The following is a 13,467-nucleotide window of genomic DNA, read 5'->3' as shown; positions in this document are numbered from 1 at the left end:
TTTTCATCATTAAATAAACAGTTACTGTTTTACGGTTAAATTGTAGATTGTTGAGCTTTTTACATGTATCAACTCTATGAGGGTATAGTTGAATATGTGATTTTTTGTTGACAGGTTGTACACCATTGTAGCTTGAAACTATTTGCTTGTTAGTATATCTAGAACAATCTTGTCAGCCTCTGTCATTCCAATTGTTCCAATCAATGCCAGATTTTTAATTGTTTTGTCAATCCCGTCATCTATTATTCCTTCTTGCGAGGTAACAACTTCATTTTCAATTGCCATTAATGCGGAAAGTGTTGCGGTAGAGACACCGCTCGCAATTTTAAGTGCACAGCTGGGTTTGGCACCATCGCAAATCATGCCGGTGATGTTGGCTATCATATTTTTCGCAGCATAAGTAACCTGTTCATAATTCCCTCCCATGAGGTAGGTAATTCCGCAACTGGCACCGGTAGAAGCAACCACGCAACCACAAAGTGCAGATAGTCGTCCCAGATGCTGTTTAATGTAAATCATTGACAGATTACTTAATATAAGTGCCCGGACAAGCTGTTCCTTAGAACAATTTTCGTTCTCGGCATATGTCAGTACCGGAAGTGTTGCTGCAATTCCCTGATTTCCGCTGCCGCTATTGCTCATGACCGGAACAGCAGCACCTGCCATTCTAACATCGCAGGCTCCTGCAGTTGAGGCTACCATTCTACTGTGCAGATTATCCCCAAAAATTTTTTTCCCTTTTGCTCCCTTAATATTTTTTGAAACGTTGTGTCCAAAGTGCCTTTTACCAGAAATCTCAGCTGCTCTTTTATTCATCTCAGCTGCATCGAGTATAAAGTTTAATTCTGTAATAGGGGATTCTGTTGCATAATCATATAATTTTCTGAAAGAGAGCTGAACGGCGATATCTGATACTTCCGGGCCATCTGTTTTCTTATCCAGGAGTACTTCTCCGTTTTTCTCGAGATAAGAAAAAGCCGTGTGGTTTCCGCTGATGATTGCTTTGGCATAATTGTTGCCTCTACTGCAATGCACTTCGATGAATAATTTATCGGAGACATCTTCCTTTAATCTTACATTTATCCTCTTCTCGTTAATATAACTCTTTCCGCTTTCAACTTCATCAGGTGTTAAATCTTTAAGCAGTTCCAGACAATCAGCAGATTTACCTCGAATCGCACCCAAAGCTATTGCTATAGGGAGCCCGTTCATCCCGGTACCGGGAATGCCGACGCCCATGGCATTTTTTAAAACGTTCGCACTTAGATGTACAACTATTCTCTCTGGCTTTTCACCTAAAATCTCAGTCGCTTTGGCAGTACATAACGACACTGAAATAGGTTCTGTGCACCCTATAGCCGGAATAATTTCTTGCTGCATCAGTAGTCTGATTTGCAGTCTCTCTTCATATGAAAGCACTTTGTCGATTTTTTTTGTTACCTAACGGCAAAGATACGTAAACTTGGCCAATCTTTTAAATGCTTTCCTGAAAGAATTGAAACGATGGTTAATTGTTGCCGTTGCAATGGTGCTTGTCTATGCTTTAATGATTGGCAGGTAAATTTTATTTTAGCATGCCTTATTTGTTTAACTGTATTGAAGAAAAGTTTTCAACACACCTTGTTAATAACTTTTGGGGAAGAATGGAGCACAAAATTCTCAAAGGAATAAATTACTCCCTAACTTTACACTCATTAAGTAAATATTTGTTGAAATGGAAAAACAAAAAAGAAGACCCTCTGTAAAAGTAGTAGAAAAAACAGTTGTTGCCCCTGATATAGGTAAATTGCCTCCACAGGCCAAAGAACTAGAAGAGGCAGTGCTTGGTGCGCTGATGCTCGAAAAGGATGCCTATTCGGTAGTTAGTGAGATATTGAAACCTGAAAGTTTCTATGACCCTGCTCATCAGCTTATTTACGGTTCAGTTCAGGGACTCGCCATGCAACAGAAGCCTGTGGACGTGCTTACGGTGGTAGAGGAGCTGAAGAGGAGAGGAGAACTTGAGACGGTAGGTGGCGCAGTTTATATTGCCGAGCTGTCAGAAAAAGTTGCATCTGCAGCGCATATCGAGTATCATTCTCGCATCATTGCCCAGAAATATCTGGCTAGAGAACTTATCTCTTTCTCCTCTGAGATTTCACAACAGGCTTTTGATGAAACTGTTGATGTGGATGACTTGATGCAAGAAACCGAAGGGCGGCTGTTTGAAATTTCGCAAAGGAACGTAAAGAAAGACGTAATACAGATCAATCCTATTATCAAGGAGGCGATGCAGAATATTCAGCTGGCTGCAAACCGGAAGGATGGTATGAGTGGCTTGCCTACCGGTTTTAAGGAGTTGGATAAGCTTACTTCAGGCTGGCAGAAGTCTGATCTTGTTATTATCGCTGCGAGGCCTGCTATGGGAAAGACGGCTTTTGTCCTTTCAATGGCAAAAAATATTGCACTCGATTATGAACAGCCTGTCGGCATCTTTTCTTTGGAAATGTCTAATGTGCAGTTGGTGAATCGTTTAATTGTTAATGTATGCCAGATAAAAGGTGAGAGCATTAAAAGTGGGCGACTCTCGGAAGACGAGTGGGAGAGGCTTGACAAAAATCACAAGTTTTTATATAATGCACCCATATATATAGATGATACACCCAGCCTGTCGGTGTTTGAGTTGCGTACAAAAGCGCGCCGCCTGATACGTGAGCATGATGTGAAAGTGCTTATAATCGACTACTTGCAGCTTATGAATGCCAGTGGAATGAGTTTTGGCAGCCGCGAACAGGAGGTGAGCATGATATCGCGATCGTTGAAGGGGCTGGCAAAAGAGCTTAATATTCCTGTTATTGCTCTTTCACAGCTTAACAGGGGTGTGGAAACACGCCAGGGGACCGAAGGGAAGAGGCCGCAGCTTGCCGATCTTCGCGAATCTGGAGCAATTGAGCAGGATGCCGATATAGTATGCTTTATCCACCGGCCGGAATATTACCGTATCACTGAAGATGATCGCGGAAACTCTTTGGTTGGTATTGCGGAGATCATTGTAGCGAAACATCGTAACGGTCCTACGGGCATAGCCAACATGAGATTCGATAGTGAATACGCGCGTTTTCAGAATCTTGACGAGTATGCTGTAGGTAAGAGATATGTGGAACGCCCTTCAAAGATGAATAAAAATTCAAAACAGGCAGAACCTTCGGGTGAATCATCGTTCTCTTCATCCGATTTTATTTCACAAAATAAAGATCCTCTCCCGTTCTAATAGAAAGTGTGACTGCATTATAGATTCTGTGTCATACTGTTTTCATACAGTTATTAAACTTAATATGTTAACACTGAAGTTTTCCTGTATAATCCTGTGAAACAGTTACGTGTAAAGAGTAAATAAAAGATTATAACTATAATTGTGTTTAAATTGTTTTAATTACTGTCAAACTACAGGCCGCTCATGATGTTATAAGGTACAATTCAAAATAATATTCGTACTTTTGTCCGTTAAAAGTTGTATAAGTGACCTCACATTAAAAACAGATAAAGATGGGTAACATGCTTAGGATAAGCAAAATTATTGCTATTGTTCTTTTTTTGAACACAGGACTCATTTCACTTCTGGCGCAGAATCTGCATTACCAAACCGTTACCGTTAACGGTCAGAAGTACTACGAGTACAGTGTACAACCCGGTGAGGGCCTATATGCTGTTTCGCGCACCTTCTCGGTTTCTGTTGCAGAGATTATTCGTAACAATCCCTCGGCAAGCAGCGGCTTGCAAAGAGGCCAGAAGTTGCTTATCCCGGTCACTAAGGATAATTCAGGGCTGTTGTCTGCCGGCACCAACGAAATAAGCTCAGGGCCGTCACGCCCTGTAGATCAGAATTCAACCTTCAGCCATACTGTTGTGAGTGGGGAAACCATGTATAGTATCTCTAAAATGTACAATACTACAGTTGATGAGATATACCGGCTAAATCCAGGTTCCAGCCAAACAATCTCTGAAGGCCAGATTCTTACAATCCCTCAGAGAAGGGTCATTAGCGAGGTTAAAGAAGATAACTATCGTTATCATACCATCCTCCCGAAAGAGACGCTTTATTCTGTTTCCAGAACCTACTCTCTCAAACCGGAAGATGTAATGAGAGCCAACCCCGGTTTGTCTGTAGAGACATTTCAGATAGGTAAAACAATACGGATACCTTTCTTCGAGTCGTATGAGGTGATCACTCCATATGAGAATCAGACTACCAACATAGTACATAAGGTTCAGAAAGGAGAAACTCTGTACAGTATTTCAATTCTTTACGGTGTTGACATTGAGGATATTGAACGTTATAATTCATCTCTTCAAAGGGGCTTGAAAACCAATATGGAGATTATTGTACCAGTGAAAAAAAGTGCTTTAGACGAAAATTCACGGTCTGCAATCAACGAAGCTAACCGGCTTCTGTCACAGAGTGTCCGCTCACAAAGGGTAGATATGATCAGGGTGGGGTTGCTGTTACCATTTTTGGATGAAACTGGTAGGGCGCATCTACGATTGCAGGAGTACTATGAAGGGTTTCTGCTTGCAGTTGAAAAAATGAAAAACATTGGTGCCAATATAGAGTTATATGTTTTTGAGATCGGAAAAGATAATGACACAAAAAAACTGCAAAGCTTGCTGGGAACAATGGAGATGCAGTCGCTTAACCTTATCGTAGGAGGAGTAAACGATGCACAGATAAAGGTCTTATCCGATTTTTCAAAAGCCTTTAATATAAAGTATGTAGTACCATTCTCTCAAAGCAACGGCGAAGTATTGAACAACGGGAATATCTTTCAGGTAAATCCGATGCTGAGTTCATCATACAACAAAGCATCTTCAGCTTTTTTGCAGACATTCAGAAATTCAAATATTATTTTTGTAAATGGCGGGCTGAACGATAAAATTGAGTTCGTTTCAATGTTGCAGAATAATCTACGGAGTAATAAAATAAAATACGAAACTATTGCTTTGACAAGCACACTCAGCAGTTCTATCCTTTCATTGTTGAGCAGCGACAGGGAGAATGTTATTGTGCCTGTTAGCGGTGATGCAGGTACCATCCGCCAGATAATGGATGAACTGAAAAAGGTGCGTGATTCAGATTCAGCATTTATGACACGTCTGTACGGGTATCCTGAGTGGCAGACATATTCGAACCTGAAAGATGACTACCATCTTTTCGGCACCTATATCTTTACACCATTCTTTATTGATGATAGTGATCCCGGTACAAAGGCTTTCATTGATGATTTCCGAAGATGGTATGACAGAAAACTGATGGATACCTATCCTAATTATGCTATGTGGGGGTACGATACAGCACTGTTTTTTCTGACCGCTATGCACCGGTACGGATCTAGTTTTGAGCAAAATATGAGGCAGGTGCGTTTAGCCCCCCTTCAGTTTACTTTCAATTTCGAAAGACCAAACAATTGGGGCGGTTTCATTAATACCGGACAGTATCTGGTTCTATATGACACGAACGGAAGGATTATTAAAACTGACAAAAGCAGATGAAACGTTTCTTCTCCATTGTCTCTGTTATTTTAATGTGCAGTAGTTTTATCTATGCGCAAAAGGAGACTTTTAAAAGTGAGCTTTATATTGGAGCCGGTGGAGGCGTTGCTTCATCAAGCATGGACTTCGTGCCAGGCATTCAGCAGAAATTGAATATCGGTTTTCATGGTGGCATTGCTGCTAAACTGATCTCTGAAAAACATTTGGGATTGATTGGAGAGTTGAATTTTGCACAAAGAGGATGGAAAGAGGAGTTCGACCCGGAATCAGGGTTTGATTATTCCAGAACGCTAAACTATGTTGAGGTGCCTTTTATGACTCATATCTATTTTGGTAATAGCTTCCGTTTTATAATTAATGTCGGTCCGCAAATAAGTTTTCTTATTGGGGATAAACAGAAAATGAGCCAGGCACTTGCCGATGACCTTGAAGCCCGCAGGTCGGCCAGCCCCGATGCCCGTATCGGTGTTCAGTACAGTCCGCGAAGTGAAATGAGTGTTGTGGATTATGGCCTGATTGGAGGAGCAGGAGTTGCTCTGAAAACTCCCATTGGCGATTTCGATCTTGAAGGGCGTTATTATTTTGGTTTGGGTGACCTCTTTACCAGCCGTAGAAGCGAAAATGCCTTCTTCTCACGGTCAGCGCATCGTGCAATTGAGGCAAAGCTGACCTATTACGTAAAAATCAGATAAAAAATTTTGTACATAAAGAAAAATGTACTACTTTTGAACAAATTTAGATGAATACATGTTCATATATAGATTCATTAATTTGAAAGCTGGTAAAATATGGAAGATTTAGAAATAGAAATAGGTAAAGATCAGAAAATTGATAAATCACAATTTGAAGAAGCTGCTTATCTATTGAGGTCGCTAGCTAATGAAACTCGTTTATGCGTTATATTACAGCTCTCGCAGACTGATGAGAAGTCTGTTTCGGAGTTACTGGAAAATATGGATTGCGAGCAATCACTCTTATCTCATCATCTCACAGATATGAGGGCAAAAGGAATTCTTAATTGCCGAAGAAGCGGTAAAAACAGCTTCTACTCTATTAAAGATAAACGAATTTCCAATGTGTTGAAATGTGTGATGGGTTGCGGCCGTAGCAATAACAATTAAGTAAAATAACATCTTTGTAATTTAGATATGATGACAATGCAAAAGATAAGTGATTTTTTTATAAAGCACTGGCTTAAAATAGCCGGAATAGCAACAGGAACACTTGGCGGATACCTTTATTACCATTACGTAGGATGTCTGCAGGGGACATGTCCGATAACCTCCAATCCCTACAGAATGATGCTTTATGGAGCAGTGGTAGGTTATCTCCTTTTCGAGCTGTTTACCGGAGACAGTTCACGTAAAAAATATAAAGAGGTTTCAAAAAAAAATGATATAAATCAAAAATTATGATTATAAAAAAAATCTTATTTGCTTCTGCTTTGACTGTTGCTATTGTTTCATGCAATAACATGAAACAAAAATCAGCTGCAACCATAACAGAAACAAAACAGGAAACAAACACAATTAAAACTGAAAATAGTATGAAAACGATTCATTTGACAAGAGCCGACTTTATGGAGAAAGTGGCAAATTTAGAAGAGAACCCCGATAAATGGGTTTATCTTGGAGACAAACCTTGTATCATCGACTTCTATGCAGACTGGTGCGGGCCATGCAAAATGATTGCTCCTATCCTGGAAGAGCTGGCAGTTGAATATGAGGATGATATTTATATTTACAAAGTAGATACGGAGGCAGAGCAGCAGCTTGCCGCTGAATTCGGTATCAGGAGTATTCCTTCATTGCTATTCTGTCCTATGGGGGAATCCCCGCAAATGGCTCAGGGAGCTCTTCCGAAAGATGCTTTTAAACAAGCAATAGATGAGGTGCTGCTGAAAAATTAATATAAATTTATAAGAGAGGCTATGGAACAGATTTTTTTTGAAAACAGGAGCAGATTCGGGTTTGAAGAGACTGTGGACAGACTATCTGAAATCATTGTAGAGGGTGGGTGGAGAGTTTTACATATTCACGACTTGCAGGAGACAATGAGAAAAAACGGGAAAGATGTTGTTCCTGTGAAAGTGATAGAGCTGTGCAAACCCGATCATGCCTATCGCTTATTGTCGGACGATCATTTGCGGCTCTATTCAAACATGATGCCCTGCCGTATTGCTGTTTATGAAAAAGACGATGGAGGCACCTATGTGTCGCGTATGAACCCGGCAATTCCCGCCTCGCATATAGGAGGCCCGGTGCTGGATGTAATGTCTGGTGCGTACAGCGATGCCGAAAAATTTGTAGAGAAAATAGTAAAGGAACAATAATTGTTACAATTATTATTTGTTATAAGGAACGAGGGTGTATCACAACGTGATTTCACCCTCGTTCTATTACCCGATTTTTTGTACATTTGTACTTCCAAATTACAGCTGGATAATGAATTCGATACAAGATTACGAGATAATGGCGCCGGCAGGGTCTTATGAGTCACTGACGGCTGCCATACAGGGAGGGGCAGATTCAATCTACTTCGGTATTGAAGGGCTGAATATGCGAGCCAAATCCTCCAATAACTTCACAATAGCCGATCTGCACAACATTGCCCGCATCTGCCGGGAGAATAACCTGAAAAGTTATCTCACGGTGAACACGATCATTTACAATAATGACATGACATTGATGCGCAAGATTGTGGATGCGGCAAGGGAGGCAAACCTGTCAGCCATCATAGCAGCCGATGTGGCGGTGTTGATGTACGCCCGCAGCATCGGCGTTGAGGTGCATCTCTCCACCCAGCTGAATATAACCAATACCGAGTCGCTGAAGTTCTACGCAAAGTTTGCCGATGTGGTGGTTCTGGCACGGGAGCTCACCCTCGAACAGGTGGCTTCCATCCATCGCGATATTGTGGAGCAGCAGATTATAGGGCCCTCGGGAGAGCTGATTCGAATAGAGATGTTTGCACACGGTGCCTTGTGCATGGCCGTATCCGGAAAATGTTACCTGAGCCTGCACGAAAAAAATCTTTCCGCCAACCGGGGGGCATGTAACCAGATATGCCGTAGAGGATATATAGTGAAGGATAAAGATAGCGAGATAGAACTGGAAATAGACAATGAGTATATTATGTCACCCAAAGACCTTAAAACCATTCATTTTATGAACAAGATGATGGATGCTGGTGTGCAGGTGTTTAAAATTGAAGGGCGTGCAAGGGGCCCCGAATATGTACGTATTGTAACGTCGTGCTACAAGGAAGCGGTACAGGCTTATTGCAGTGACATATATACGGAAGAGAAGATAAGCGACTGGAACGAACGCCTTTCAACCGTGTTTAACCGCGGATTCTGGAACGGTTATTATCTTGGACAACGGCTGGGTGAGTGGACACACCGCTACGGATCAGGCGCCACAAAGAGGAAGGTGTATGTGGGTAAAGCCATCAAGCATTTTGGAAACCTTGGCGTGACAGAGTTTCTGGTAGAGACACAATCGGTCAGACAGGGTGACGAACTGTTGATCACAGGCCCTACCACCGGAGCTGTCTTTGTCACGGCCGACGATATTCGCGTGGATCTGGCCACTGTGCCGGAGGCGTTCAAGGGAGATCATTTTTCCATTAAAGTCAACGAAAAGATCCGCCCCAACGACCAGCTCTACAAAATGGTTGCTGCCAACAGAAAGGGAACGTCGCATGAACGCTGAATCAGTGTACGGAATGGTACTTTGCTGAAGTAAATTGAAAGAATCAACTTATTTATCCCTCCTCCTTGAACCAGCCGGAATACATAAGGTAGTTGTTGGCAATCTTCTGATTCATCCCTTTGGATTGTTCAGGATCTACCTTTTTTACAAATTTGGCGGGCACACCGGCATAGATGCTGCCAGGCTCCACCTGAGTGCCACTCAGCACTACTGAGCCCGCTGCAATGATTGCCCCTTCACCAATCACTGCATGATCGAGGACTATTGCCCCCATCCCAATAAGTGCGCCATCTTTTATCTCAGCACCGTGAATAACCACGTTGTGCCCAATGGAGACATCGTTTCCAATGACTGATACGGATTTCTGGTAGAGAGTGTGAAGAACAGTGCCGTCCTGAATGTTCACACGGTCGCCAATACGGATGGAGTTTACATCGCCACGAAGCACCGCATTGAACCAGATGCTGCAATTGCGGCCGATAACCACATCACCGATGATGGTGGCGTTATCTGCCAGGTATGTATCTTCGCCGATCACGGGAGTGAAGCCGCGAACTGATTTTATAAGGGCCATTGTCTTTATTTGGATCTGATCTTTTGAATTTGAGGCTTTATATTTATAATTCAAGGGCAGGTATCGCTTTTGGAATAGAAGGTACACGAGAAGGTACACGTGCCCTGAATTATTTATTTAACAATTGCTTGTATTGGTACTGTCATCACAATATATGCGACAGCTCAATTATCTGTAATACCATTTCTTAAATGGGTTTTGTCTTATCTTTCAACCAAATTTTTTCATCCTTATCAAGATGATTATTTAGCTTATCGTACACCATCTTATGATAGTTATTTATCCATTTAATCTCTTCTGCGGTAAGGAGTTCAACGGCTATAGGCCTGGTGTCGATGGGACAAAGAGTGATGGTCTCGAAATTATAGAATGTGCCAAACTCTTCAGTTTTATTGTACTCCCGGGTCACAATCATGTTCTCAATTCGTATGCCATATTGATTGGCACGATATACCCCGGGTTCGTTTGAAGTGACCATTCCAGGTTGTAGTGGGGTCGGATTTTCTTCAAGGCGGATGTTCTGGGGACCTTCGTGTACGTTGAGAAAATGTCCGATGCCATGACCGGTTCCGTGCCAGTAGGTAAGGCCGTTGTTCCACAAAGTTTTTCTGGCAAGAATATCGAGTTGGGAACCACGCGTGCCTTCTGGGAATATGGCTGTAGCAAGAGCGATATGACCCTTAAGCACATTGGTATAATCTTCCTTCATCTGTTTGCTTACCTCCCCTAATGCTACCGTGCGGGTGATATCGGTGGTGCCGTCTTTGTACTGGGCGCCGGAATCTATCAGCAACAATCCTTCAGGCTGCAATTTCAGGCATGTCTCCGGCGAAGCATGGTAGTGAATGATGGCACCATTAGTACCATATCCTGCAATAGTTCCGAAGCTTTCTCCAACAAACAGGTCCTGCCGGGAGCGGTATTCTCGCAACTTTTTTTCGATGTCTGTTTCGGCTACCTCCCCTGTAGGGACTGCTTTTTCAAGCCACATATAAAATTTCACGAGTGCCACCCCGTCTTTTACCATTGCATTGCGGAAGCCCTTAAGTTCGGTTTCATTCTTTACGCTCTTCATCAGGTCTACCGGTGATGGAACATCCACAATTTTGCATGAAGCAGGAATTGTCAGAAGCAGATTGTAATTAATTTTGTTGCCTGTAACACAAACAGAACTGTTCTCCGGTAGCCTGGATACATATTCAAAGATTTTGTGATAATCGTCAATCTTGATTCCCCGTTCCTTATAAAAGCCCGCCACTTCACCGGTCAATTTTACCTGATCGATGAACAGTACCGTCTCATTTTCTGAAACGTATGCATAGGCAACTGCCACGGGATTGTATTCAACATCGTTTCCCCGCAGGTTGAAAGTCCATGCAATGGTGTCGAGCGTGGCAATTATTAGACCGTCCGCATCCAGCTTCTTCAGCCTGGCATTGATTCGGCCGATCTTGCTTGTCACAGATTCTCCGGTAATATCATCAGGAAGTATGAAAATGCGGTTTTTGGGAATCTCGGGACGATCGGCCCTTATTTCAGTAAAAGGGTCGAATGATGAATCAAGACTAATCCCTTTTGCATTGAGTCTGTTCTTCAGTGCTATTGCATCAGAAGCGGCATATACCATTCCATCTATGCCTACAGTGGCGCCCTGACCCGTCTGTTCAATAATCCAGTCCGTCATATCCGGAGTGCCGGGCTGCCCCATTTTGAAAAGTTCGAATCCCGTATCTTTCAATTCATCTGCCGCTTGCAGAAAATACCTCGAATCGGTCCACACTCCTGCTTTTTCTTTGGTAACTACCGCTGTGCCGGCTGATCCGGTGAAACCGCTTATCCATTTTCTGGATTCCCAATGTTTGGGCGGATATTCACTCAAATGAGCATCGGTAGTTGGGATGATGAAGGCATCAAGCTTTTTTGCCTCCATGAAATGTCTCAGGGCAGCGAGCCTTTCGGGAATTTCGTTTGTTTTCATTATATTTACAATATGAATTTATTTTTTAAACAACAAATATAATAATTTGTTCTTATTTTTGGGCTTCAAAACAGGATAAAGAGTAAACAGTGCATAATAAAATTACTGTTCTGTTAAATGTCAAACTGGCATGGATGATAGGAACGATAAAAAACTGGCAATCTATTATCCGGTGATCTTGAAAACAGATCAGGACAATATAAATCAATTATGAAGTTGGTTTATCATGTATTCCTGTATTCCGGTATTTTTTTCAGTCGATCACTCATAATTAATTGTTAGTATCAAATGCCCTTTTTTAAAGTTAACAGCATAATCGCATGATGATATTGATATTAAGTAAAGACTTAGGCAGATATTCATCAATGTGTCAGCTAATTGAGAATAAAAATGGAAACAAAAATAAGACTTAACAAGATGCATTTTTATGCATTTCACGGAGTGATGCAGCAGGAAAAGGTTATAGGTAATGAATTTGAAGTGAATATTACTCTTAAAGCAGATCTTGAGGCAGCCAGCATGTCTGATGATGTATCAGATACCGTTAACTATTCAGATGTGTATGATCTGGTAAACAAGGAAATGAAAATCCCTTCAAACCTTATTGAGCATGTTGCCTGCAGAATATGCAGAAAGATAAGGGAATATTACCCTGTGCTATCTGCAGTGGAGGTGAGTGTGAAAAAGATGCATCCCCCTGTCAATGGTGAGATGGAAAGTGCTGAGGTTATAATAACCTGCTAATGTTTTTTATGGAGTGATGAGACAGATCTCATTGCAACCATCCTGCTTATCTCGCAACTTTTTTCTACCTTTGCATAAATTATTTATAAATGGACCAGCGCTTAGATGAAATAACATTAACTGCCGTTGCAGAAGATGACACCACTTTACAAAATGCCGGCCCTGTTGAGCAACAGGACGGGCCGCTGATGTTGCGCACCGAAAATCTTGTTAAAAAATACGGTAAGCGCACAGTGGTAAACCATGTCTCCATAAATGTGAAGCAGGGAGAGATAGTAGGACTGCTGGGACCTAATGGAGCTGGTAAAACTACCACTTTTTATATGACGGTGGGGCTGATTGTTCCGAATGAAGGTGAAATATTTATCGGTAACCGGAATATTACACGTTATCCTGTTTACAAACGCGCCCAGAGTGGTATCGGTTATCTTGCACAGGAGGCATCTATTTTTCGAAAGATGACGGTAGAGGATAATATCAAATCGGTATTGGAATTTACTGATAAGTCGCCCGAAGAGCAGCTCGACAAGCTGGAGTCACTGATTAATGAGTTTGGGCTGGAGAAAGTGCGTAAAAATCCGGGTGATCGTCTTTCGGGTGGAGAGCGGCGCCGTGCAGAGATTGCACGTTGCCTGGCTATTGACCCGAAATTTATTATGCTGGACGAACCTTTTGCCGGAATTGATCCTATTGCAGTGCAGGATATTCAATCTGTTGTAGCTCAATTAAAATATAGAAATATTGGAATTCTTATCACAGACCACAATGTAGATGAAACATTAAGTATCACCGATCGCGCATATCTCCTCTTTGAAGGGAAGGTGTTGTTTCAGGGCACAGCTGAAGAGCTGGCAGCCAATACAATCGTGCGTGAAAAATACCTGGGACGTGATTTTGAACTCAGAAAACGTGTATTCGAAACTTTATAAACG

The 13,467-nt window shown here is 42.0% G+C and carries 13 protein-coding genes; 10 read left to right on the top strand and 3 right to left on the bottom strand.

The genetic code is table 11. The annotated features are described in order from the left end of the window. Window positions 1-138 precede the first annotated feature (138 nt). Window positions 139-1,380 (bottom strand): L-cysteine desulfidase family protein, encoded by a 1,242-nt coding sequence (locus KDN43_RS01245; protein WP_238867893.1) that lies wholly within the window; start codon window positions 1,378-1,380, stop codon window positions 139-141. 334 nt (window positions 1,381-1,714) lie between these two features. On the opposite strand from KDN43_RS01245, the gene dnaB reads away from it, so the two are divergent. The 8 genes from dnaB to KDN43_RS01205 all read left to right on the top strand — a co-directional run bounded on the left by dnaB (window position 1,715) and on the right by KDN43_RS01205 (window position 9,239). Further along, entirely contained in the window at window positions 1,715-3,250 is a 1,536-nt protein-coding gene (gene dnaB / locus KDN43_RS01240) for a replicative DNA helicase (RefSeq protein WP_238867892.1), read from the top strand. A gap of 275 nt (window positions 3,251-3,525) precedes the next feature. After that, the gene (locus KDN43_RS01235) at window positions 3,526-5,526 is read left to right on the top strand and encodes a muramidase family protein (RefSeq protein ID WP_238867891.1); all 2,001 of its coding nucleotides are present in this window, start codon (window positions 3,526-3,528) and stop codon (window positions 5,524-5,526) included. After that, window positions 5,523-6,218 (top strand): porin family protein, encoded by a 696-nt coding sequence (locus KDN43_RS01230; protein ID WP_238867890.1) that lies wholly within the window; start codon window positions 5,523-5,525, stop codon window positions 6,216-6,218. The genes KDN43_RS01235 and KDN43_RS01230 overlap by 4 nt, the downstream gene beginning before the upstream one ends. A gap of 96 nt (window positions 6,219-6,314) precedes the next feature. Continuing rightward, the gene (locus tag KDN43_RS01225) at window positions 6,315-6,647 is read left to right on the top strand and encodes an ArsR/SmtB family transcription factor (protein WP_238867889.1); all 333 of its coding nucleotides are present in this window, start codon (window positions 6,315-6,317) and stop codon (window positions 6,645-6,647) included. 36 nt (window positions 6,648-6,683) lie between these two features. After that, window positions 6,684-6,941 carry a DUF6132 family protein gene (locus KDN43_RS01220; RefSeq protein ID WP_238867888.1) on the top strand — a complete coding sequence of 86 codons (258 nt, stop codon included), beginning with the start codon at window positions 6,684-6,686 and terminating at the stop codon, window positions 6,939-6,941. Continuing rightward, window positions 6,941-7,435 carry a thioredoxin gene (trxA, locus tag KDN43_RS01215; RefSeq protein WP_238869518.1) on the top strand — a complete coding sequence of 165 codons (495 nt, stop codon included), beginning with the start codon at window positions 6,941-6,943 and terminating at the stop codon, window positions 7,433-7,435. The genes KDN43_RS01220 and trxA overlap by 1 nt, the downstream gene beginning before the upstream one ends. A gap of 21 nt (window positions 7,436-7,456) precedes the next feature. Continuing rightward, window positions 7,457-7,858 (top strand): DUF302 domain-containing protein, encoded by a 402-nt coding sequence (locus KDN43_RS01210; protein WP_238867887.1) that lies wholly within the window; start codon window positions 7,457-7,459, stop codon window positions 7,856-7,858. A 112-nt stretch (window positions 7,859-7,970) separates the two neighbouring features. Beyond that, complete coding sequence (locus KDN43_RS01205) at window positions 7,971-9,239, top strand: peptidase U32 family protein (protein WP_238867886.1); 1,269 nt, start codon at window positions 7,971-7,973, stop codon at window positions 9,237-9,239. 52 nt (window positions 9,240-9,291) lie between these two features. Here the strand turns inward: KDN43_RS01205 and KDN43_RS01200 are convergent, their stop codons facing one another. Together KDN43_RS01200 and KDN43_RS01195 are read right to left on the bottom strand one after the other, a co-directional pair. Continuing rightward, window positions 9,292-9,813 carry a gamma carbonic anhydrase family protein gene (locus KDN43_RS01200; protein ID WP_238867885.1) on the bottom strand — a complete coding sequence of 174 codons (522 nt, stop codon included), beginning with the start codon at window positions 9,811-9,813 and terminating at the stop codon, window positions 9,292-9,294. A gap of 187 nt (window positions 9,814-10,000) precedes the next feature. Then, the gene (locus KDN43_RS01195; protein ID WP_238867884.1) at window positions 10,001-11,791 is read right to left on the bottom strand and encodes an aminopeptidase P family protein; all 1,791 of its coding nucleotides are present in this window, start codon (window positions 11,789-11,791) and stop codon (window positions 10,001-10,003) included. Between the two features lie 390 nt (window positions 11,792-12,181). On the opposite strand from KDN43_RS01195, the gene folB reads away from it, so the two are divergent. Further along, window positions 12,182-12,535 (top strand): dihydroneopterin aldolase, encoded by a 354-nt coding sequence (folB, locus tag KDN43_RS01190; protein WP_238867883.1) that lies wholly within the window; start codon window positions 12,182-12,184, stop codon window positions 12,533-12,535. A 188-nt stretch (window positions 12,536-12,723) separates the two neighbouring features. After that, window positions 12,724-13,464, top strand: a complete 741-nt coding sequence (lptB, locus tag KDN43_RS01185) for an LPS export ABC transporter ATP-binding protein (RefSeq protein WP_238869517.1) — start codon at window positions 12,724-12,726, stop codon at window positions 13,462-13,464. Window positions 13,465-13,467: the final 3 nt, after the last annotated feature.

This window comes from Proteiniphilum propionicum (assembly GCF_022267555.1).
In the GTDB taxonomy this organism is placed as follows: domain Bacteria; phylum Bacteroidota; class Bacteroidia; order Bacteroidales; family Dysgonomonadaceae; genus Proteiniphilum; species Proteiniphilum propionicum.
This window is presented reverse-complemented; position numbering and strand designations above follow the sequence as displayed.